This window comes from Agrococcus sp. SL85 (genome assembly GCF_026625845.1).
Lineage (GTDB): Bacteria > Actinomycetota > Actinomycetes > Actinomycetales > Microbacteriaceae > Agrococcus.
The window spans coordinates 2,345,212-2,364,882 of the sequence record NZ_CP113066.1; the positions used below are offsets into that span (position 1 = coordinate 2,345,212).

17 protein-coding genes and 3 pseudogenes are annotated in these 19,671 nt (G+C 74.7%); 16 read left to right on the forward strand and 4 right to left on the reverse strand.

Features of this window, described 5'->3' with window-relative positions; genetic code table 11:
• Nucleotides 1-7: 7 nt before the first annotated feature.
• Together OVA14_RS11650 and OVA14_RS11655 are read left to right on the forward strand one after the other, a co-directional pair.
• Nucleotides 8-841, forward strand: a complete 834-nt coding sequence (locus tag OVA14_RS11650; RefSeq protein ID WP_267504007.1) for an undecaprenyl-diphosphate phosphatase — start codon at nucleotides 8-10, stop codon at nucleotides 839-841.
• Nucleotides 838-2,106 (forward strand): cysteine--1-D-myo-inosityl 2-amino-2-deoxy-alpha-D-glucopyranoside ligase, encoded by a 1,269-nt coding sequence (locus OVA14_RS11655; RefSeq protein ID WP_267504008.1) that lies wholly within the window; start codon nucleotides 838-840, stop codon nucleotides 2,104-2,106. Before OVA14_RS11650 ends, OVA14_RS11655 begins: the two co-directional genes overlap by 4 nt.
• A gap of 134 nt (nucleotides 2,107-2,240) precedes the next feature.
• On the opposite strand, the gene OVA14_RS11660 is transcribed toward OVA14_RS11655, so the two are convergent.
• The gene (locus OVA14_RS11660) at nucleotides 2,241-3,269 is read right to left on the reverse strand and encodes a PAC2 family protein (protein ID WP_267504009.1); all 1,029 of its coding nucleotides are present in this window, start codon (nucleotides 3,267-3,269) and stop codon (nucleotides 2,241-2,243) included.
• 83 nt (nucleotides 3,270-3,352) lie between these two features.
• Between OVA14_RS11660 and OVA14_RS11665 the strand changes: the two genes are divergently transcribed.
• The 12 genes and pseudogenes from OVA14_RS11665 (at nucleotide 3,353) to OVA14_RS11710 (ending at nucleotide 14,136) form a co-directional block, all read left to right on the forward strand.
• Nucleotides 3,353-4,039: an HAD family hydrolase gene (locus OVA14_RS11665; RefSeq protein ID WP_267504010.1), complete on the forward strand. Its 687-nt coding sequence runs from the start codon at nucleotides 3,353-3,355 to the stop codon at nucleotides 4,037-4,039.
• Nucleotides 4,040-4,052: 13 nt separating this feature from the next.
• Entirely contained in the window at nucleotides 4,053-5,054 is a 1,002-nt protein-coding gene (locus tag OVA14_RS11670; RefSeq protein WP_420710591.1) for a tRNA (adenine-N1)-methyltransferase, read from the forward strand.
• 33 nt (nucleotides 5,055-5,087) lie between these two features.
• Nucleotides 5,088-6,080, forward strand: coding sequence for an FKBP-type peptidyl-prolyl cis-trans isomerase (locus OVA14_RS11675; protein WP_267504011.1), 993 nt, complete (start codon nucleotides 5,088-5,090; stop codon nucleotides 6,078-6,080).
• 10 nt (nucleotides 6,081-6,090) lie between these two features.
• Nucleotides 6,091-7,119, forward strand: a complete 1,029-nt coding sequence (locus OVA14_RS11680) for a helix-turn-helix transcriptional regulator (RefSeq protein WP_267504012.1) — start codon at nucleotides 6,091-6,093, stop codon at nucleotides 7,117-7,119.
• Nucleotides 7,116-7,484 (forward strand): annotated as a pseudogene (locus tag OVA14_RS13950) (WYL domain-containing protein); the annotation flags it as partial. The gene OVA14_RS11680 and the pseudogene OVA14_RS13950, both read left to right, overlap by 4 nt.
• 79 nt (nucleotides 7,485-7,563) lie before the next feature.
• Nucleotides 7,564-8,058: a WYL domain-containing protein gene (locus OVA14_RS11685; RefSeq protein WP_267504013.1), complete on the forward strand. Its 495-nt coding sequence runs from the start codon at nucleotides 7,564-7,566 to the stop codon at nucleotides 8,056-8,058.
• Nucleotides 8,059-8,156: 98 nt separating this feature from the next.
• Nucleotides 8,157-8,369 (forward strand): twin-arginine translocase TatA/TatE family subunit, encoded by a 213-nt coding sequence (locus tag OVA14_RS11690; RefSeq protein ID WP_267504014.1) that lies wholly within the window; start codon nucleotides 8,157-8,159, stop codon nucleotides 8,367-8,369.
• A 3-nt stretch (nucleotides 8,370-8,372) separates the two neighbouring features.
• Nucleotides 8,373-9,164, forward strand: a complete 792-nt coding sequence (gene tatC, locus OVA14_RS11695; RefSeq protein WP_267504015.1) for a twin-arginine translocase subunit TatC — start codon at nucleotides 8,373-8,375, stop codon at nucleotides 9,162-9,164.
• Between the two features lie 56 nt (nucleotides 9,165-9,220).
• Nucleotides 9,221-11,605, forward strand: a complete 2,385-nt coding sequence (locus tag OVA14_RS11700; protein WP_267505586.1) for a DEAD/DEAH box helicase — start codon at nucleotides 9,221-9,223, stop codon at nucleotides 11,603-11,605.
• Between the two features lie 251 nt (nucleotides 11,606-11,856).
• A pseudogene (locus OVA14_RS13955) lies at nucleotides 11,857-12,360 on the forward strand (apolipoprotein N-acyltransferase); the annotation flags it as partial.
• Nucleotides 12,267-13,415: an apolipoprotein N-acyltransferase gene (locus OVA14_RS11705; protein WP_267504016.1), complete on the forward strand. Its 1,149-nt coding sequence runs from the start codon at nucleotides 12,267-12,269 to the stop codon at nucleotides 13,413-13,415. The pseudogene OVA14_RS13955 and the gene OVA14_RS11705, both read left to right, overlap by 94 nt.
• A complete protein-coding gene (locus OVA14_RS11710) occupies nucleotides 13,408-14,136 on the forward strand; it encodes a glycosyltransferase (protein WP_267504017.1) in 729 nt (242 codons plus the stop codon). The genes OVA14_RS11705 and OVA14_RS11710 overlap by 8 nt, the downstream gene beginning before the upstream one ends.
• 51 nt (nucleotides 14,137-14,187) lie before the next feature.
• Here the strand turns inward: OVA14_RS11710 and OVA14_RS11715 are convergent, their stop codons facing one another.
• The 3 genes and pseudogenes from OVA14_RS11715 to OVA14_RS11725 form a co-directional block, all read right to left on the reverse strand.
• On the reverse strand, nucleotides 14,188-14,937 hold the full coding sequence (locus OVA14_RS11715) for a glycerophosphodiester phosphodiesterase family protein (protein ID WP_267504018.1): 750 nt from the start codon (nucleotides 14,935-14,937) through the stop codon (nucleotides 14,188-14,190).
• A gap of 335 nt (nucleotides 14,938-15,272) precedes the next feature.
• Nucleotides 15,273-16,208: pseudogene (locus OVA14_RS11720) on the reverse strand (SPFH domain-containing protein); the annotation flags it as partial.
• Nucleotides 16,209-16,318: 110 nt separating this feature from the next.
• A complete protein-coding gene (locus OVA14_RS11725) occupies nucleotides 16,319-16,777 on the reverse strand; it encodes an NfeD family protein (RefSeq protein ID WP_267504020.1) in 459 nt (152 codons plus the stop codon).
• A gap of 99 nt (nucleotides 16,778-16,876) precedes the next feature.
• Between OVA14_RS11725 and OVA14_RS11730 the strand changes: the two genes are divergently transcribed.
• Together OVA14_RS11730 and OVA14_RS11735 are read left to right on the forward strand one after the other, a co-directional pair.
• Nucleotides 16,877-17,665, forward strand: coding sequence for an SDR family oxidoreductase (locus OVA14_RS11730; RefSeq protein WP_267504021.1), 789 nt, complete (start codon nucleotides 16,877-16,879; stop codon nucleotides 17,663-17,665).
• Nucleotides 17,665-19,671: an alpha/beta hydrolase family protein gene (locus OVA14_RS11735; RefSeq protein WP_267504022.1), complete on the forward strand. Its 2,007-nt coding sequence runs from the start codon at nucleotides 17,665-17,667 to the stop codon at nucleotides 19,669-19,671. The genes OVA14_RS11730 and OVA14_RS11735 overlap by 1 nt, the downstream gene beginning before the upstream one ends.

Here is a 19,671-nt window from a genome sequence, read left to right on the forward strand (position 1 = left end):
GGGATCCATGGACTGGCTGATCGCGATCCTCCTCGGCGCCCTCCAGGGCGCCACGGAGTTCCTGCCCATCTCGTCGAGCGCGCACCTGCGCATCGCGGGGCTCTTCCTGCCCGGCGCCGAGGACCCGGGCGCCACCTTCACCGCCATCACGCAGATCGGCACCGAGCTGGCCGTCGTGCTGTTCTTCTGGCGCGACATCGTGCGCATCATCTCGCGCTGGTTCGGGGCGCTCCGCGGCAGCGTGCCGAAGGACGACCCGGACGTGCGGATGGGCTGGCTCGTCATCATCGGCACGGTGCCCATCGTCGTCGCGGGCGTGCTCTTCCAGTCGCTCATCCGCGACCAGCTGCGCAGCCTCTGGATCACGGCGACCGTGCTCATCGTCTTCGGCCTCATCCTCGGCGCCGCCGACATCTACGGCCGCCGCACGAAGACGCTCGAGGGCATCACCTACCGCGACGGCGTCCTCGTCGGCATCGGCCAGGTGCTCGCGCTCATCCCGGGCGTCTCCCGCTCGGGCGCGACCGTGACGGTCGGCCGCGCGCTCGGCTACGAGCGCCCGGCGGCGGCGAAGTACGCCTTCCTGCTCGCGATCCCCGCGGTGTTCGGCTCGGGCCTCTACGAGACCTACCAGGCGCTCACCGAGCCCGAGTCGATCGGACTCGGCTGGGGGCCGACGATCCTCGCGACGATCGTCGCGTTCGGCGTCGGCCTCGTCGTCATCAAGTGGCTCATGGCCTTCATCTCGAAGCGCTCCTTCGCCCCCTTCGTCGTCTACCGGATCGCGCTCGGCGCGGTCCTCCTCGTGCTGCTGTCCGTCGGCGCGATCCAGCCGCTGTGAGGGCCTGGGAGGGGGCGGCCGTCCCGTCGCTCGACGCGCTCGGCCTCGGCCTCGGCGAGCGGCCCGCCGTGCACGACACGAAGCGCGACGAGCCCATCGTGGTGCCGCAGGGTGCCGAGGCGACCATGTACACGTGCGGCATCACGCCCTACGACGCCACGCACCTCGGCCACGCCTTCACGTACCTCGCCTTCGACACGCTCACCCGCGTGTGGCTCGACGCCGGCATCCCGGTGCGCACGGCGATGAACTCCACCGACGTCGACGACCCGCTGCTCGAGCGCGCGGCCCGCGACGGGGTCGACTGGCGCGCGCTCGCCGAGCAGCAGCAGCAGCTCTTCCGCGACGACATGACGGCGCTCAGGATCCTGCCGCCGGACGCGTGGATCGCCGTCACCGAGCGCATCGGCCGCATCGGCGACGCCGTGCGCCGCATGCTCGACTCCGGCGACGCCTACCTGCTGCCCGCGGAGGGCGCGAGCGAGCCGGGAGCGCAGGACGTGCTCTTCGACACGACGCGGGCCCGCGCGTTCCCCATCGGCCTCGGCAGCCGCACCGACGACGCCGAGATGCTCGCGCTCACGCGCGAGTTCGGCGGCGACCCCCACCGGCCCGGCAAGCGCTCGCCGCTCGATCCGCTGCTGTGGCGCGCCGAGCGGCCCGGCGAGCCCGCGTGGGACTCCGCCGTCGGCCGCGGCCGCCCCGGCTGGCACGTGGAGTGCACCGAGATCGCGATGGACGAGCTCGGCGCGCCGTTCACGGTCGCCGCGGGCGGGCGCGACCTGCGCTTCCCGCACCAGGAGCTGCAGGCGCACCACGCGCTCGCGCTCGGCGCCCCGCTCTTCAGCGAGATCCGGATGGGCGCGGGCCTCGTGGCCTACCAGGGCTCGAAGATGTCGAAGTCGCTCGGCAACCTCGTGCTCGTCTCCCGGCTGCGGGAGGCCGGCGCGCGCCCTGCGGCGATCCGGCTGGCGCTGCTCGCGCACCGCTGGCGCGACGACTGGGAGTGGCACGACGACGAGCTCGAGGCGGCCGAGCAGCGGCTCGACCGCTGGGCGGCGTGGGCGCGCGTCGAGGGCGACGACCCCTCGCTCGTCGACAGCGTCGTGCCGTGGCTGCGGGTGACGCTCGCCGCCGACCTCGACACCCCGGCGGCACTGCAGGCGATCGACGACTTCGTGCTGCGCGCGCCCGCCGACGAGGGGAGCCTCGCCGCGATCGACGCGCTGCTCGGCATCGACCTGCTCGCGGTCGAGCCGCGCTGACGCGGCCGGCCGGCGCACCCGCTGGTCGAGGAGCGCGCGGCGCAGCCGCACGCGGCACGAGGCCCGCACCGCCACCGGGGTCTCGTGACGGCAGCGCCCTGCGGGCGCGGCCGCCTCGACCAGCAGGGAGCCGCTCACACGGGCGGCGGGTGCTCCTCGTCGCGGCCGCCCTCGGGCGCCTCGCCGTCGGCGGGACCGTCGCCCTCGGCGTCCGCCGCGGGCTCGGTGCCCGCCTCCGGCCGCTGCCGCGCCGTGCCGCCGTCGGCGCGGAGGCGCGGGTCGGGCCGGCGCGCCTGGTCGCGCAGGAACCGCTCGAAGTCGTGCGCGATCGCCTCGCCGGAGGCCTCGGGGCTCTCGACCGCGTCGCGCTGCTCCTCGAGCTTGCCGATGTAGGCGCGCATGTCGTCGTCGCGCTCGGTGATCTCGTCGATCCCGCGCTCCCACTCGCCCGACTGCTCCACGAGGTCGCCGAGCGGGATCGTGACGTCGGCGATCTCCGAGAGCCGGTCGACGAGCGCGATGACGGCCTTCGGGGCGGGCGCGTTGTGCACGTAGTGCGGCACGGAGGCCCACAGCGAGGCGGTCTGGATGCCGGCCTCCTGCGCGGCGAGCGCGAGCACGCTCATGATGCCCGTGGGGCCCTCGTACTCGCTCTGCAGCACGCCGAGGCGCGACTGCAGCTCGCGGGAGTCGCTCGTCATCGCGGTCGCGATGGGGCGCGTGTGCGGCACGTCGGCGAGCATCGCGCCGACGAACACGATCGCCTCGACCTCGCAGCCCTGCGCGATCTCGAGGAACTCCGCGGCGTACTGCGTCCAGTTGCGGCTGGGCTCGGCGCCGACGAGCGCGAAGAGCTCGCCCTCGTTGCCCGTGGAGACCTCGAGGCCCGCGTCGGCGGCGAGCGGCTGCCTCGCCGAGGGTCGGGTCGGCGCGTAGGCGACGGTCGTGGGCCACTGGAGGGCGCGCGTGCCGTCGTCGAGCGTGCGGATGACGGGACGGTGCGTGGCGAAGTCGACGTACTCGTCGGGCTCGATCTCGTCGAAGGGCTCGAGCCCGCACGCCTCGATGAGCCGCCGCACGGCGCCGCTCGCAGCGTCGCCCGCGTCGGTCCATCCCTCGAAGGCGACGACCATGATGCGTCCCTCGATGGGTCCTCGTGCCACGCGCGGCCCCTCCCTCTGCGTCGAACCGCCACTCTACGCGCCGGGGCCGCGGCGCCCGCGTCGCGCGCCGGTAGGCTGTCGCGGTGACCTCGCCTGCCGCCGTGCTCTTCGACCTCGACGGCACCCTCATCGACACCGAGCCGCTCTGGATGGCCGCCGAGGACCGCCTCGCCGCCGAGCACGGCATCGACTGGACCGCCGACGACCAGGCGGCGCTCGTCGGCGTCGACCTGTGGGACGGCGCGCGCACCTTCATCGCCAGGGGCGTGCCCATGGAGGCCGACGCGATCGTCGCGCGCCTCGTGGGCGAGGTGCTCGAGGGCCTCGGCGGCGACCTGCCCGCGCGGCCCGGGGCGATCGAGCTGCTCGCGAGCCTCCGCGCCGCCGGCGTGCCCGTCGCGCTCGTGACGATGTCGACGCGGGCGATCGTCGACCGCGTCGAGGCGACGCTCGCCGCGCGCCTGGGCATCGCGCCCTTCGACGCGACCGTCGCCGGCGACGACTGCGAGCGCGGGAAGCCCGACCCCGAGCCCTACGAGCGCGCGCTCGCGCTCCTGGGCGTGGAGGCCTCCCGCGCCGTCGCGGTCGAGGACTCCTTCACCGGCGCCCGCAGCGCGCTCGCAGCGGGCCTCACGACCATCGGCGTGCCGCACGCCGTCGACGTCTCGCAGCTGCCGGGCGTCGTCCACTGGCCGAGCCTCGCGGGGCGCACCCCCGCCGACCTTCAGGCCGCGATCGAGGAGCGAGACGCGTTGGGAGCACGAGCATGATGGGCCGAGACGCATGATGGGCAGGACCGGCCCCTTCCAGTGGGGCGACGTGGTGCAGCTCACCGGCCCGAAGCAGCGGATGCACACGATCGTGCTCACCGAGGGCAAGCAGTTCCACACGCAGCACGGCGCGCTCGCGCACGAGGCCTTCGTCGGCCTCGACGACGGCTCGATCGTGACCGTGGGGGAGCACCCCCACCTCGCGATCCGCCCGCTGCTGCACGACTACGTCATGTCGATGCCGCGCGGCGCCGCGATCATCTACCCGAAGGACGCCGCCCACATCGTCGGCTTCGCCGACATCCACCCCGACCTGACGGTCGTGGAGGCGGGCGTCGGCTCCGGCGCGCTGTCGCTCTGGCTCCTGCGCGCTCTGCACGGCACGGGCCGGCTGGTCTCGTTCGAGCGGCGCGAGGAGTTCCGCGACGTCGCCGAGGCGAACGTCACGGGCTTCTTCGGCGAGCGCCCGGGCAACTGGACGACGGTGCTCGGCGACCTCGTCGAGGAGCTGCCGCAGCACGTCGGCGCAGGCGAGGCCGACCGCGTGCTGCTCGACATGCTCGCGCCGTGGGAGTGCGTGGACGCGACGGCGGAGGCGCTGCGCCCCGGCGGCCTCGTGCTCTGCTACGTCGCCACCGTCACGCAGCTGAGCCGCGTCGTCGAGGCGATCCGCGCGGACGGCCGCTTCACGGCGCCGAAGTCGCAGGAGACGCTCGTGCGCGGCTGGCACGTGGAGGGCCTCGCCGTGCGCCCCGACCACCGGATGGTCGCGCACACGGGCTTCCTCATGACCGCGCGCCGCGTCGCCGACGGCGTCGACGTGCCGTCGTTCCGCCGCCGCGCCGCGAAGGCCGACTTCGCCGACGCCGACGTCGAGGCCTGGACCCCCGGCGCGCTCGGGGACCGCGCGACGAGCGACAAGCGCGCCCGCCGCGCCGCCCGCGACGCCCGCCGCCAGGCCGCCGCGATCACCGGCGCGGACGGCCGGGAGGCCGACGCCCCGCAGGTAGACTGACCGCCAGTCACCCCGACCCCGAAAGGCTCCGTCGTGCGCTCTCGCCACCTCTCGATCGCCGCGCTGCTCGTCGCAGCCGCGTCGCTCACCGCCTGTGCCCAGGGCACGCCCGCGCTCGACGGCACGATCGACGGGTGCACGCCGACGCTCGCGCCCGGCGCCGCGACGAGCCAGGTGACGGTCGAGCAGACGGAGGGCGCCCCGGGCGTCTCGTTCGAGACCCCGCTCGTGAGCGAGGGCTCGCAGGCGCGCGTCACGGGCGGCGAGGGCGACCGCGCGCGCGACGGCGACATCGTCGACGCCGACTACGTCGTCCACTCCGGCAAGACGGGCGAGCTCATCTCGTCCTCGTTCCAGGAGGCGGGCCAGACGCTCCCCGCCGCCAACGCGCTGCGGCTCACCGCGGGCGGCGAGTCGGTGCTCGGCGACGCAGCGTCCTGCGCAGCCCTTGGCGGCCAGGTGGTGCTGACGACGACGATCGCCGACCTCTTCGGCCCGACGGCGGCCTCCGAGGAGCTCGACATCGCACCGGCCGACACCGCGGTCGTCGTGCTCGAGATCACGGGCGTGCACCCGGGCCGGGCCGAGGGCACGCCCCAGCCGGGCGCCCAGGGCATGCCGGCGATCGCGCTCGCGCCCGACGGCCGCCCCGGCGTCACCTTCCCGGGCGGCGCCGCCCCGGAGGAGCTGCGCGTCGTGCAGAGCATCCAGGGCACGGGCGAGGACGTGCAGGAGGGCGACCGCCTGCTGCTGCACTACACCGGCATCGTGTGGGAGACCGAGGAGGTCTTCGACTCCTCGTGGGAGAACGGCGCCCCCGCCGAGTTCACGATCGACGACGCGAGCCTCATCCCGGGCTTCGTGGACGCGGTCGTGGGCCAGCCGATCGGCAGCCAGGTCGTGGTCTCGATCCCGCAGGAGCTCGGCTACGACGACCCGGCCTCGCGCCCCGCGTCGATCGGCGAGGGCCAGCACCTGCTGTTCGTCATCGACATCCTCGACCGGCTCGAGCCCGCCGCGGGCTGAGCGGGCGACCATGGCGAGGATCGAGGCGGAGGAGCGGCAGTTCTCGCTCCTGCTCGCCCTCGTCGACACCCGCACGGGGTTCACGAAGCAGGAGCTCTTCGAGCGCGTCGCGGGCTACCAGGGCCAGCGCCCGGGCGACGCCCTCGAGCGGATGTTCGAGCGCGACAAGGACGCCCTGCGCGAGCTGGGCATCGTCATCGACGTCACCGCGCCCGCGGGCGACGACTCCAACCACGACGCCCGCTACCGGGTGCTCGACGGCACCCTCGGCAGCCCCGCCGAGCTGCAGTTCGACGCCGAGGAGCGCGACCTGCTCGACCTCGCGCTGCGCGTGTGGCACGAGGGCGGCCTCACCGACGAGGCGCAGCGCGCGGCCCTGAAGCTGCGCGCCGACCCGGAGTTCCGCGGCGGCCTGCCGCTCGAGCGCATGCCGGGCCGCACCGCGGACCACGCGCCCACGGCGGCCCTCGTGCAGGCCCGCCAGCGGCCGCGCGAGGCGCCCTTCGCGGCGCTGAAGCGGGCGGCCGACCGGGGCCGCGAGGTCGTCTTCGACTACCTGAAGCCCGGTGAGCGCACGCCGCGCACCCGCACCGTGCAGCCCTGGGCGACGGTGCTCTTCCGCGGCCGCTGGATGCTCGTGGGCCACGACCTCGGCGCCGAGGACGCGCGCACCTTCCTCATGCAGCGCATCGTCTCGCCCGTGCGCGACCGCGCGGCCCGCACGCCCTTCGCGGTGCCCGCCGACGCGGCCTCGACCGCGCTCGCGAAGCTCGAGGAGATCTGGGCGGGCGCGACCGTCGCGCTCCGCGCCGTGCCGGGCTCGGACGCCGACATCCGCCTGCGGCACCGGCCCGGCACGATCGAGGAGGACGGCCTGCTCGTCATCCACCACGCCGACCGGCACGTCGTGGCCGACGAGCTCGCGGGCTTCGGCGCCGACGTGCACGTCGTGCGGCCGGAGGCCATGCAGGCGCTCGTGCGCTCGCGGCTCGAGCGCATCCGCGACGCCCACGCGCCCGCGGAGGAGGGGGCCGCATGAGCGCCCGCCGCGCCGAGGGCGGGCTGGGCCTGCTGCTCTCGCTCATCCAGTACGCCACGGCCTCCGGCTCGGTGCCGGTCTCCGAGGCGGCCGCGCACTTCGGGGTCGACGAGGGGCGCATCCGCGATGCGGTGCAGCGCATCTTCATGTCGGGCGTGCCCGACGGCGCGGGAGACTTCGTGCGCTTCGACATCGACGTCGACGCCTTCGAGGAGCAGGACCTCATCTCGGTCACGATGCGGCCCGCCTTCGAGGACGAGACGGTGCGGCTCTCGCCGCGCGAGGCGAGCGCGCTCATCGCGGGGCTCACGCTCGTCGCCGGCTACACCGATGCCGCGCCCGAGCGCGTCGAGGCGCTCCGCGCCAAGCTGCGCCGGGCCGCATCGCAGGGCGCCGACACCGTCGCCGTCGACGCGCCCGCCGCGCCGCGCGTCGCGCAGGCTCGTGCGCGACGCGATCCGCGGCAGCCAGGTGCTCGCGCTCGACTACCGGAAGCCCGGCGAGCCGAGCGCACGCAGGCTCGTCGCCCCCACCCGCCTCGAGCTGCGCGACGGCCAGGTCTTCCTCGAGGGGGTCGACCTCGGCCGCGGGGCGCTCCGCACCTACCGGCTCGACCGCATCGAGGCTGCGACCGCGACGACCGAGGCGTGGCCCGCGGCGCTGCCCGCGCGCGAGCGCACCGTCGCCGGCACCGCGCAGGTCGTCGCGACGCGCGCAGCCGCGGCGATGCTCGCCGACTACGCGACCTCGGAGCCCGTCTCGGTCGACGGCGAGCGCGTGCGGCTCGAGATCGAGGTGTGGAGCGAGGCGAGCGTGCTGCGCGCCGTGGCAGCCTGCGGCGGCGACGCCGAGGTCGTCGCGCCGGCGAGCCTGCGCGCGGCGATGCGCCGCTTCGCGCTCGACGCGCTCGGCGAGGGCGACGCGGCCGCCTCCGCCTGACCCGGGCGGCCGGCGAGCCTCGCGGCATCCGGTCGACGCGCGCGGCGCGGTACGATGGAGGCCGTTGACGACGGCTCGACGACTGGGGGAGAACGATCATGGGCGGTTTCTGGGCCAACGCGGGTGCGCACTGGTGGATCATCCTCATCATCGTGATCCTCGTCTTCGGCGCAGCGAAGCTCCCCGCGCTCGCGCGCAGCGTCGGCCAGTCGGTCAACATCCTCAAGCGCGAGGTCAAGAGCGGCAAGGACGGCGAGCCGACCGACACCGACGCCGACGGCACCACCACCTCCTCCACCGACCGGAAGTAGCGGATGGCCCGCGCAGGGCGCACCGCGAACCCCGAGGGCCGGATGGTCCTCACCGGCCATCTCCGCGAGTTCAAGCGCCGCTTCTACATCGCCGGCGCCGCCCTCGTGGTCGCCGCGATCGGCGGCTTCTTCCTCGCCGCCCCCGTGCTGCAGCTGCTGAGCTCGCCGCTCGACGAGCTGCGCGCGCAGGGCCTCGAGGTCGAGCTGAACATCACGAACGTCACGCAGTCGTTCGACATGCAGATGCGCATCGGCTTCATGCTCGGCATCATCATGTCGAGCCCCATCTGGATCTGGCAGCTGCTCGCGTTCGTCGTGCCGGCGCTCCGCACGGTCGAGCGCCGCTACGTCTTCGGCTTCATCGGCGCAGCCGCGCCGCTGTTCGTCATCGGCTGCGCGACCGGCTGGTTCGTGCTGCCCCGCATCATCCGCCTGTTCGTCGGCTTCGCGCCCGACGGCTTCACGGCCTTCCTCGGCGCCTCCGACTACTGGGACTTCTCGTTCAAGCTCGTCTTCGCCGTCGGCGTCGCCTACGTGCTGCCGGTCGTCGTCGTCTTCCTCGCCCTCGCGGGCATCGTGAGCGGGAAGCAGATCCTCGCGGGCTGGCGCTGGGCGGTGCTCACGGCGACGCTGTTCGGCGCGTTCGTGACGCCCGCGGGCGAGGTGCTCTCGATGTTCGTGATCGCCGTGCCGATGGTGGTGCTGTACTTCGCGGCCGCCGCGGTCGCGCTCGTCGTCGACCGGCGCAGGGCCAAGCGCGATGCGGCGCTCTCGGCCGAGGCGGCCGCCGCGTGAGCGAGGCGCGCGCGGGCGACGACGTCGGCATCGCGACCGAGGCCTTCGCCCGATCGATGCCGTTCGGCCTCGACCCCTTCCAGCGGCAGGCGTGCCTCGCGCTCGAGGACGGCTCGAGCGTGCTCGTCGCCGCGCCGACCGGAGCGGGGAAGACCGTGGTCGCCGAGTTCGCGATCAGCCTGACGATGCAGGCGCCCACGGGCCGCGTCTTCTACACGACGCCCATGAAGGCGCTCTCGAACCAGAAGCACCGCGAGCTCGTCGAGGCCTACGGCGCGGGCAGCGTCGGCCTCCTCACGGGCGACACGAGCCTCAACGGCGACGCCCGGATCGTCGTGATGACGACCGAGGTGCTGCGGAACATGCTCTACGAGGGCCGGCGCCTCGACGACCTCGAGTTCGTCGTGATGGACGAGGTGCACTACCTCGCCGACCGCTTCCGCGGGCCGGTGTGGGAGGAGGTCATCATCCACCTCCCGAAGCACGTGCGGCTCGTCGCGCTCTCGGCCACCGTCTCGAACGCCGAGGAGTTCGGCGCCTGGCTCGACGCCGTGCGCGGCGGCACGCGGGTCATCGTGAGCGAGCACCGGCCCGTGCCGCTCGACGCGCACGTGCTCATCCGCGGCCGCCTCGTGCCGCTCTTCGAGTCGCGCGCGGCCGAGGAGGCGCACCGCCCGAGCGCCGAGCTCGTCGACCTCGCGCGCGGCTCCGACCTCGCCGACTCCGCCTCCTACGGGCACCGCGACCGCGGCGGCCACAACCGCCATCGGGATCGCCGCCCGCATCGCGGCGGGCGGCGCCCGCAGCAGCCTCGCGGCGGCATGGGGCAGCGCACCGACCGCGCCGAGGTCATCCGGATGCTCGAGGACCGCTCGATGCTGCCGATGATCGGCTTCATCTTCAGCCGCAAGGGCTGCGACGACGCGGTGCGCCAGGTGGTGGCGAGCGGCATCAGCCTCACGACCGCGGAGGACCGCGCCGAGATCCGCGCGATCGTCGACGAGCGCTGCCGCCTGCTCGACGACGCCGACCTGGCCGTCCTCGGCTTCTTCGAGTGGCTCGCCGGCCTCGAGCGCGGCGTCGCGGCCCACCACGCGGGCCTCCTGCCGGTCTTCAAGGAGGTGGTGGAGGAGCTGTTCCGCGCCCGCCTGCTCAAGGTCGTCTTCGCGACCGAGACGCTCGCGCTCGGCATCAACATGCCCGCGCGCACGGTCGTGCTGGAGCAGCTCGAGAAGTTCAACGGCGAGGCGCGCGTGCGCATCACGCCGGGCGAGTACACGCAGCTCACCGGCCGCGCCGGTCGCCGCGGCATCGACACCGAGGGCCACGCGGTCGTCGTGTGGAGCGGCAAGCACCAGCCGCAGGAGGTCGCCTCGCTCGCCTCGCGCCGCACCTACCCGCTGCAGTCGGCGTTCCGCCCGACCTACAACATGGCCGTGAACCTCGTCGACCGGCTCGGCGTCGCAGGCACGCGCGAGGTGCTCGAGACCTCGTTCGCGCAGTTCCAGGCCGACCGCTCCGTCGTGCAGCTCGCCCGCCGCGTCGTCGACCAGCGCGCGAGCCTCGAGGGGTTCCAGGCCTCGATGACGTGCCACCTGGGCGACTTCGCCGAGTACGCGGCCTTCCGCCGCGAGGTGAGCGACCTCGAGCGCGACGCGCAGCGGCAGGGCCTCTCGCACGCCGACCGCGACCGCGTGCAGCGCGAGCTCGGCGGCGTCCGCGCCGCGATGCGCACGCACCCCTGCCACGCCTGCCCCGACCGCGAGGCCCACGCCCGCTGGGGAGAGCGCTACTGGCGGCTGCGGCGAGAGATCGAGAAGGCGGAGCGGCAGATCGACCGCCGCACGGGCCAGATCGCGCAGCAGTTCGACCGCATCGCCGGCGTGCTGCGCGAGCTCGGCTACCTCGAGGACGTCGACGGCCGCGCGCGCGTGACGCCCGCGGGCGAGGCGCTGCGCCGCATCTACGGCGAGCGCGACCTGCTCGTCGCCGAGTCGCTGCGCCAGGGCCTCTGGACCGGCCTCGACGCGCCCGCGCTCGCCGCGCTCGCGTGCGCGCTCGTGTTCGAGGGCCGCCGCGACGACGGCATGCTGCCCGAGCGCATGCTCCCGAAGGGCCCGTTCCTCGAGGCCCTCGACCGCACGCAGACGCTCTGGGCGACGCTCGACGACCTCGAGCAGGCGCACCGGATGCCCGGCACCGAGCCGCTGCAGACGGGCCTCACGCTCGCGATGCACCGCTGGGCGCGCGGCACCCCGCTCGACGGCGTGCTGCGCGACACCGGGCTGGCCGCCGGCGACTTCGTGCGCTGGGCGAAGCAGACGATCGACGTGCTCGACCAGATCTCGGCCGTCGCGCCCAAGCGGCTCGCGCGCACCGCCGACGAGGCGGTCGAGCGCATCCGCCGCGGCGTCGTCGAGGCCTCGGGATCCGCGCTGTGAGCGGCGTCGACGAGCGCGCCGACGAGCCGCGCCCCGACGCCGCGGTGCCGCATCCCGCCAACCCGGAGTCCCTCGCCGCCGAGCCCGCGCCCGAGGAGGACCCGGCGCTCGACGAGTCGGCGCCCTCGGTCGCGGAGCGCTCGGCCGCGGCGCCGCCGGCCCCGGCTGCGCCGTCCGAGCGGGTGGCGGCCGCCGCGCCCGCCGCCCGCCGCCGCGCCCCGCGGGTCCGCTCGCGCGGCCCGCTGCCGCTCGTGCTCTCGTGGGCGGCGGCGCTCGCCGGCGGCGCCCTGCTGCCGCTCGCCTTCCAGCCGCTCGACTGGTGGCCGCTGCTGTTCCCCGCGGTGGGCCTCGCCCTCGTCGCGCTCCGCGGCCGCACGCTGCCGCAGGCCTTCTGGCTCGGCCTGACCACGGGCGGCCTCTTCTTCGTGGTCCACATCCAGTGGATCACCGTCTACCTCGGCCCCGTCCCGCTCATCGCGCTCACCGCCTGGATGGCGGTGTGGTGGGGCCTCGGCGCGCTGCTGCTCGCCCTGGCCTGGCGGTGGGCCGATCCGCGGCTGCAGGGCTCGCTCGGCGCGTTCCTCGGCATGCCGCTGCTGCTCGGCGCGCTCTGGACGCTCCGCGAGTCGCTCTCGGCGGCCGTCCCCTGGGGCGGCTTCGCGTGGGGCAGGCTCGCGCACTCGCAGGCCTCGAGCCCCTTCGCCGACACGACGAGCTGGGTGGGCTTCGCGGGCCTCACCTTCCTGCTCGCGGCCGCCTCGGCGCTGCTCGTGCAGCTCGTGCTGCACCACCGCACGCTCGTGCGCCGGCGGATCACGATCGGCGGCGCCGCGCTCATCGCGCTCGTCGCGATCCCCGCGTTCCCCGTGGTCGAGGACGGCTCGCTCCGCGTCGGCGCGGTGCAGGGGGACAGCGAGGCCGGCCTCCTCGCCGCCTCCGAGCCGGGCGACATCCTGCGCGCGCACCTGGCCGCCACCGCGGCGCTCGAGGGCGAGGAGGCCTCGACGTGCTCGTGTGGCCAGAGAACGCGGCCGAGTGGTTCGCCGACGAGGATCCGGGCACGAGCGCCGTGCTCGAGCAGGTGGCGGACGCCTTCGGCGCGCCGCTCATTACCGGCACCGTCACGCGCGAGGGGGACGGCCCCGAGTACGACCGCGACGCCGACGACACGTACAACAGCCTCCTGCTCGTGGCCCCGGGGGAGGGGGCGGTCGCCGAGTACCGGAAGCGCCATCCTGTGCCCTTCGCCGAGTACCTGCCGGCGCGGCCCTTCTTCGCCCCGATCCTCGACGCCCTCGGCTTCCTCGACCTCATCCCGCGCGACTACTCGATCGACCCCACGAGCGCCAACGCCTTCGACCTCGCCGACGGCGGCGGCCCCGACGTCGTCGCGGGCCTCGCGATCTGCTTCGACATCATCGACGACCGGCTCGCGCGCGAGATGGTGCTCGACCACGGCGCCCGCATCATCCTCGCGCCCACGAACAACGCCGACTTCGGCGAGGGCTCGGCCGAGAACGTGCAGCAGCTCGCGATCGCACGGCTGCGCGCGGTCGAGGCGGGCCGAGCGCTCGTCAACGTCTCGACCGTCGGCACGAGCGCGATGGTGCTGCCGGACGGCTCGTTCGTCGAGCGCCTGCCGCAGTACGAGCCGGGCACGATGCTCGCCGACCTGCCGCTCTCGGCGACCGTCACCCCGGGCATCCGTGTGGGAGGCTGGATCGAGTGGGCGCTGTGCATCGGCGGCGTCCTGGGGCTCGCCGCCGCCGGCGCGCTCCGGATGCGGACGCGAAGGAGCGGGGATGCCTGACGTCATGATCGTCGTGCCCACGTACGACGAGATCGAGGGCCTCGAGCGCACGGTCGGTCGGCTGCGGCAGTCGGTGCCGCACGCGGAGCTCGTCATCGTCGACGACGGCAGCCCCGACGGCACGGGCGACCTGGCCGACCGGCTCGCGAAGGCCGACGCGGGCACCCTCGTGATCCACCGCACCGAGCGCGGCTACCGCTCGGCCGTCATCGAGGGCATGCGCTTCGCGATGGCGCGCGGCGCGACGCGCGTCGTCGTCACCGACGCCGACGGCTCCTACGACGCCGACGACCTGCCCGAGCTCCTCGAGGTCTCGGCGACCGGCGTCGACCTCATCATCGGCTCGCGCTTCGTCGAGGGCAGCGACGTGCGCAACATGGGCCCGAGGCGCAGCCTCTCCGCGCGCCTCGGCAACGCCTACGCCCGCGCGATGCTCGGCACCCAGGTGCACGACCTCACCTCGAGCCTGCGCGTCTACCGCACGCGCGTGCTCGAGCAGGTCGACCTCGACGCCATCCACGTCGACGCCTACGCCTTCCAGATCGCGATGGCCGTGCGCGTCGCGCAGGCGGGCGGCACGATCGCCGAGGTGCCCGTGCGCTTCGTCGAGCGGGCGGTGGGCGCCTCCAAGATGCGGGTGGGCGAGGAGCTCGGCACGCTCGCGGCGGTCACCCGCTGGGGCCTCCGCGGCGTCCGCGCCGTGCCGCGCGCGCCCCGCTGACCGGGCCTCGGGCGGCACCGCCGTCCTGCGCGGCGTCCTGCCGACGCGGCCTCAGCGGGCCGCGACGAGCGGCACGGCCACGTCGCAGCGGTCGGTCACCAGTCCGTCGACGCCCAGGTCGAGCAGCTCCCGCATCTCGGCCGCCTCGTTGACGGTCCACACGTGCACCTCCACGCCCGCCGCGTGGAGCGCGGCGACGCTGCGCGCGGTCACGAGCTCGACGCCCGCGGCGCGGCGCGGCACCTGCACGGCGACGACGTCCGAGAGCACCCGCGCGAGGAGCGCTCGCAGCCCCGCGCGCTGCGCCGCGAGCGCGCGCAGCACGATGCCCTGCGAGGCGCTCGTCGCCACCTCGGGCAGCAGCGCCCGCGCGCGCCGACGGCGGCGCTCCGAGAACGAGGTGAGCAGCACCCGGTCGACGGCCCTCGCCTCGACGATCGCGCGGACCGCGGGCACGACGGCCGCGTCCGACTTCAGGTCGATGTTCCAGCGCGCGTCGGGGAGCGCGAGGAGCGCCTCGCGGAGCTCCGGCACCGTCTCGCCGTGCCCGAGGTCGACGCCCAGGAGGTCCTTGCGCAGCGTCGTGCCGATGGCGACGTCGGTCCCCGCCACGCGGTCGAGCGTCGCGTCGTGCGCGAGCACGGCGACGCCGTCTGCCGTCGCGTGCACGTCGGTCTCGAGGTAGGTCGCGCCCGCGTCCATGGCGTGCACGAAGGCGAGCATCGAGTTCTCCGGCGCGGCGACGGCGAGCCCCCGGTGTGCGAGCACACGCGGGGGCCGGCCGGTCAGGTACTGCGTCACGCGTGCCGCGGTCCGCCCTGCTGGTCGTCCTGGCCGGGCTCCTGGCCCGGCTGCTGGGGCGGCAGCGGCGGCTCGACGTGCGGCGCCTCGGCGCGCGCCTCGCGGGCGGCGTCCAGCGCCTCGCCGAGGTCGGCGTCCGGCGTCTCGGCCGCGAGCGAGGTGGCGGACGACACCTGGTCGACCTGCCCGGCGCCCTGCGGGTCGATGCCGCTCGCCTCGAGCGTCTCGGCGATCGACGGCACCTCGACGTCCGAGACCGAGTCGGCCTGGAAGGTCTCGTCGAGGATCGACGGCTCGCTCTCGCGCTCCTTCTCCTTCGGCTTCCGGAACGGCACGTCGGCGCGGCCCTCGAAGAAGCCGCGACCCACGCCCTGCAGGGCGTCCGTGAGCTCCGAGGGGATGATCCAGAGCTTGTTCGCGTCGCCCTCGGCGAGCTTCGGCAGCGTCTGGAGGTACTGGTAGGCCAGCAGCTTGTCGTCGGCGTCGCCCTCGTGGATGGCGGCGAAGACGCGCTCGATGGCCTCCGACTCGCCCTTCGCGAGCAGCACCTGGGCCTCGGCGTCACCCTTGGCGCGCAGCACCTGGGCCTTCGCCTGGCCCTCGGCGCGCAGGATCTCCGACTGGCGGAGGCCCTCCGCCTCGAGGATCTGCGACTGCTTCGAGCCCTCCGCCGTGAGGATCGCCGCGCGGCGGTCGCGCTCGGCGCGCATCTGCTTCTCCATCGAGTCCTGGATGGAGTGGGGCGGGTCGATCGCCTTGAGCTCGACGCGGCCGACGCGCAGGCCCCACTTGCCCGTGGCCTGGTCGAGGACCGTGCGCAGCTGGCCGTTGATGTTGTCGCGGCTCGTCAGCGCCTCCTCGAGGTTCATGCCGCCGACGACGTTGCGGAGCGTCGTGGTGGTGAGCTGCTCGACGGCCGAGAGGTAGTCGGCGATCTCGTACGTCGCGGCGCGCGCGTCGGTCACCTGGAAGTAGACGACCGTGTCGATCGAGACGACGAGGTTGTCCTCGGTGATGACGGGCTGCGGCGGGAACGAGCGCACCTGCTCGCGCATGTCGACGTGGTACGCGACGCGGTCGATGAACGGCACGAGGAAGTTGAGGCCCGGCTGGAGCACCTTGTGGAAGCGTCCGAGCCGCTCGACGACGCCCGTGAAGCCCTGCTTGATGATCCGGATCGACCGGAACAGCGTGACGAGGACGAACAGGACGACGAGGGCGACGAGGACGAGCAGGAACGCTCCGAGGATGAATCCTCCGTCGATCGGCATGGGACACGGCTCCTTCGAGTCGGCGGGACGCCCGCCGCCGGCATCTTCGGCGAGGGCGGTGCTGGTGCTGCCACGCTAGCGGGCGAGCCTGGATGCCCGCCCGCGCGCCGTCAGCGCTCGGCCGGGACGATGACGGCCGTGGCGCCCTCGATCGCGGTGACGACGATCCGCTCGCCCACGTCGGGGTCGCGCGGGCGCACCGCGGGGGAGAGGCGGGCGGTCCAGACGTCGCCGTTCGAGAGCGTCACCTCGCCGGCGCCGCGCTCGAACATGCGCGTGACCTCGCCGGCCATGCCGATGAGCGCCTCGACGCCCTGCTTCGCGACCTCGCCGGACTGGTGGAGCCGCTGCAGCAGCTTCGGCCGCACGAGGAACAGCAGCAGCAGCGCGGCGGCCGCGGCGACGAGCACCTGCACCCACCACTCGAGGCCCGTGATGCTCGCGACGAGGCCGACGACGGAGGCCATGCCGATCATGAGGAACGTGAACTCCAGCGTCACCATCTCGATGATGAAGCACACGAGGGCCACGACGAGCCACACGACCCATGCGTACTGGAGGATGTCCACGGCCTCATCCTAGGCGGCGTCCCTGCGCGGGGGCCCGAGCGCCACGGGCTCGGCGCACGCGCGCCCGAGTAGGGTCGTGGCGACAGACAAGGAGACATCGTGTCGAACCCCGCCGCCGGCCCTCTCGAGCCCGGCTCCCTCACCGGCCGCACCGCCCTCGTGACGGGCTCCAGCCGCGGCATCGGCGCCGCGACGGCGCTCCTCCTCGCCCGCGCCGGCGCGGACGTCGTCATCAACTACCGGGCGAAGGCCCCGCGCGCCGACAAGGTCGTCGCGAGCGCGAAGGAGCTGGGCGTCGGTGCGATCGCCGTGCAGGCCGACCTCACGGACGCCGGCAGCGTCGCCGCGATGTTCGCCGCGGCCGAGGAGGCCTTCGGCTCGCTCGACCTGCTCGTCATGAACGCCTCCGGCGGCATGGAGTCCGGCATGGGCGAGGACTACGCGATGCGGCTGAACCGCGACGCGCAGGTGGGCCTGCTCGACGCGGCGCTGCCGCACCTCGCCGACGGCGCGCGCGTCGTCTTCGTCACGAGCCACCAGGCGCACTTCATCCGCTCGACGCCGACGATGCCGGAGTACGAGGCCGTCGCGCTCTCGAAGCGCGCCGGCGAGGACGCGCTCCGCGAGCGCATCCCCGCGCTCGAGGCGCGGGGCATCGAGCTCGTCGTCGTCTCGGGCGACATGATCGAGGGCACCATCACCGCGACCCTCCTCGAGCGCGCGAACCCCGGCGCGATCGCGAGCCGCCGCGAGGACGCCGGTCGCCTGTACGACGTCGAGGAGTTCGCCTCCGAGGTCGCGCTCGCGGCCGTCGAGCCCGTGCCCGCCGACCGCACGCGCCTCGTCGGCGACGTGAGCGGGTTCGGCGAGGCCGAGGGCGTCGCCTGATGCGCGCCGAGGACATCGAGCGCCTCGTCGCCCTCTCGCGCCCCGCCGTCCACCCCTCGGGCGCGTGGGCGATCGTGGCGACGAGCCGGCCGAGCCTCCGCGCCAACCGAACGGTGGGGCAGCTGTGGCGCGTCTCGCTCGACGACGGCACCCGCACGCGACTCACGGGCGGCGTCGCCGACCGCGACCCGCAGCTCACGCCCGACGGCAGCACCGTGGTCTTCCTGCGCGACGACGCGAAGGGCAGGGCGCAGGCCTGGGCCATGCGCGTCGACGGCGGCGAGCCCGTGCAGGCGACGGATGCGCCCGGCGGCGTGCGCGAGGTCGCGATCTCGCCCGAGGGCGACCGCATCGCGTTCACCGCCCGCGTCGTCGAGCCCGGGCGCTACGGCTCGGTCGAGGGCGTCGCGCCCGCGCAGGAGCCGGCGCGCCTCATCACGCGCAACCGCAACCTCGCGAACGGCGTCGGCAGCCTCGTGGGCCGCCGCACGCACCTGTTCGTCGCGCCCCTGCCGGCGCTCGACGCCGAGCCGCGCTACGACCGGGCCGCGCACCCGCACGACGGCGCGGGCGCCTCGGACGACGCGGCGCGCGCGCCCGAGGCCATCCAGCTGACGCACGGCGACTTCGACCACGGCGGGCCGGCGTTCACGCCCGACGGCCGCCGCGTCGTCGCGATCACGGCGCGCCACGACACGCGCGACGACGACCTCCGCAGCGCCGTCGTCGAGCTCGAGGCCGACGTCGCGGGCGGCGAGCCGCACATCGTGGTCTCCTCGCGCGCCGACCTCTCGATCGCCGAGGCGCGCCCCACGCCCGACGGCGGCTACGTGCTGCTCGCCCAGCAGGTGGGTCCGGACGGCCGCGACTTCGTCGCCCGCAACACGCAGCTGTTCGTCGTCGAGCACGCGGGCGCCCACCCCGAGGAGGTCACGGACGCGGAGTCCGTCGACCTCGGCGAGGTCGGCAGCCACACGACCGTCGTCGACGACGGCGTGCTCGTGCAGGAGCGCCGCCGCGGGCGCGTGCGCCTCGTACACGTCACGGGCGGCGGCTCGCGCGAGCTCATCGGCGGCGACCTCGAGGTCATCGGCCACGGCGTCGGCGAGGGCCGCACGGTCGCCTCGGTCGCGACGCCGACGTCCTTCGGCGAGCTCGCCGTGCTCGACGACCGCGGCCTCACGATCCTCACCGACTTCGGGGCGCCGCTCGCCGAGGCCGGCATCGTGCTGCCCGAGGAGCGCGAGGTCGTCGGCCGCGACGGCGCGAAGGTGCACGGCTGGGTGTGGCTGCCGGAGGGCGAGGGCCCGCACCCGGTGCTCCTCAACATCCACGGCGGCCCCTTCGCGCAGTACGGCGTGCACGTCTTCGACGAGGCGCAGGTGGCGGTCGCCGCCGGCTACGCGGTCGTGCAGTGCAACCCGCGCGGCTCGGCGGGCTACGGCCGCGCGCACGGCGTCGCGATCCGGCAGCGCATGGGCACCGTCGACATGCACGACGTGCTCGACTTCCTCGACGGCGCGCTCGACGCGCACCCCGAGCTCGACCGCGAGCGCCTCGGCATCATGGGCGGCTCGTACGGCGGCTACCTGACGGCGTGGACGATCGCGCACGACCACCGCTTCGCGGCGGCGCTCGTCGAGCGCGGCTTCCTCGACCCGGAGTCGTTCCAGGGCACGAGCGACATCGGCTGGTTCTTCGGCGGCGAGTACACGGGCACCGACCCCGAGCTCGTGCGCTCGCAGAGCCCCATGGCGCACGTGGGCCAGGTGACGACCCCGACCCTCGTCGTGCACTCCGAGCAGGACTGGCGCTGCCCGCCCGAGCAGGCGCAGCGGTACTGGGCGGCGCTGAAGCGCCAGGGCGTCGAGACGGCGCTGCTGCTCTTCCCGGGCGAGGACCACGAGCTGACCCGGTCCGGGCAGCCGCGGCACCGCGTCGAGCGCTTCGAGCACGTGCTGCGCTGGTGGGGGAAGCACCTGCCGACCGCGAAGAACCACGGCTGA

Bases quoted from the DNA above. Each gene is read 5' to 3' on its own strand.
- OVA14_RS11650 (WP_267504007.1), top strand. From the start codon at position 8: ATGGACTGGCTGATCGCGATCCTCCTCGGCGCCCTCCAGGGCGCCACG.
- OVA14_RS11670 (WP_420710591.1), top strand. From the start codon at position 4,053: ATGATGGGCAGGACCGGCCCCTTCCAGTGGGGCGACGTGGTGCAGCTC.
- OVA14_RS11680 (WP_267504012.1), top strand. From the start codon at position 6,091: ATGGCGAGGATCGAGGCGGAGGAGCGGCAGTTCTCGCTCCTGCTCGCC.
- OVA14_RS11690 (WP_267504014.1), top strand. From the start codon at position 8,157: ATGGGCGGTTTCTGGGCCAACGCGGGTGCGCACTGGTGGATCATCCTC.
- tatC (WP_267504015.1), top strand. From the start codon at position 8,373: ATGGCCCGCGCAGGGCGCACCGCGAACCCCGAGGGCCGGATGGTCCTC.
- OVA14_RS11700 (WP_267505586.1), top strand. From the start codon at position 9,221: ATGCCGTTCGGCCTCGACCCCTTCCAGCGGCAGGCGTGCCTCGCGCTC.
- OVA14_RS11710 (WP_267504017.1), top strand. From the start codon at position 13,408: ATGCCTGACGTCATGATCGTCGTGCCCACGTACGACGAGATCGAGGGC.
- OVA14_RS11735 (WP_267504022.1), top strand. From the start codon at position 17,665: ATGCGCGCCGAGGACATCGAGCGCCTCGTCGCCCTCTCGCGCCCCGCC.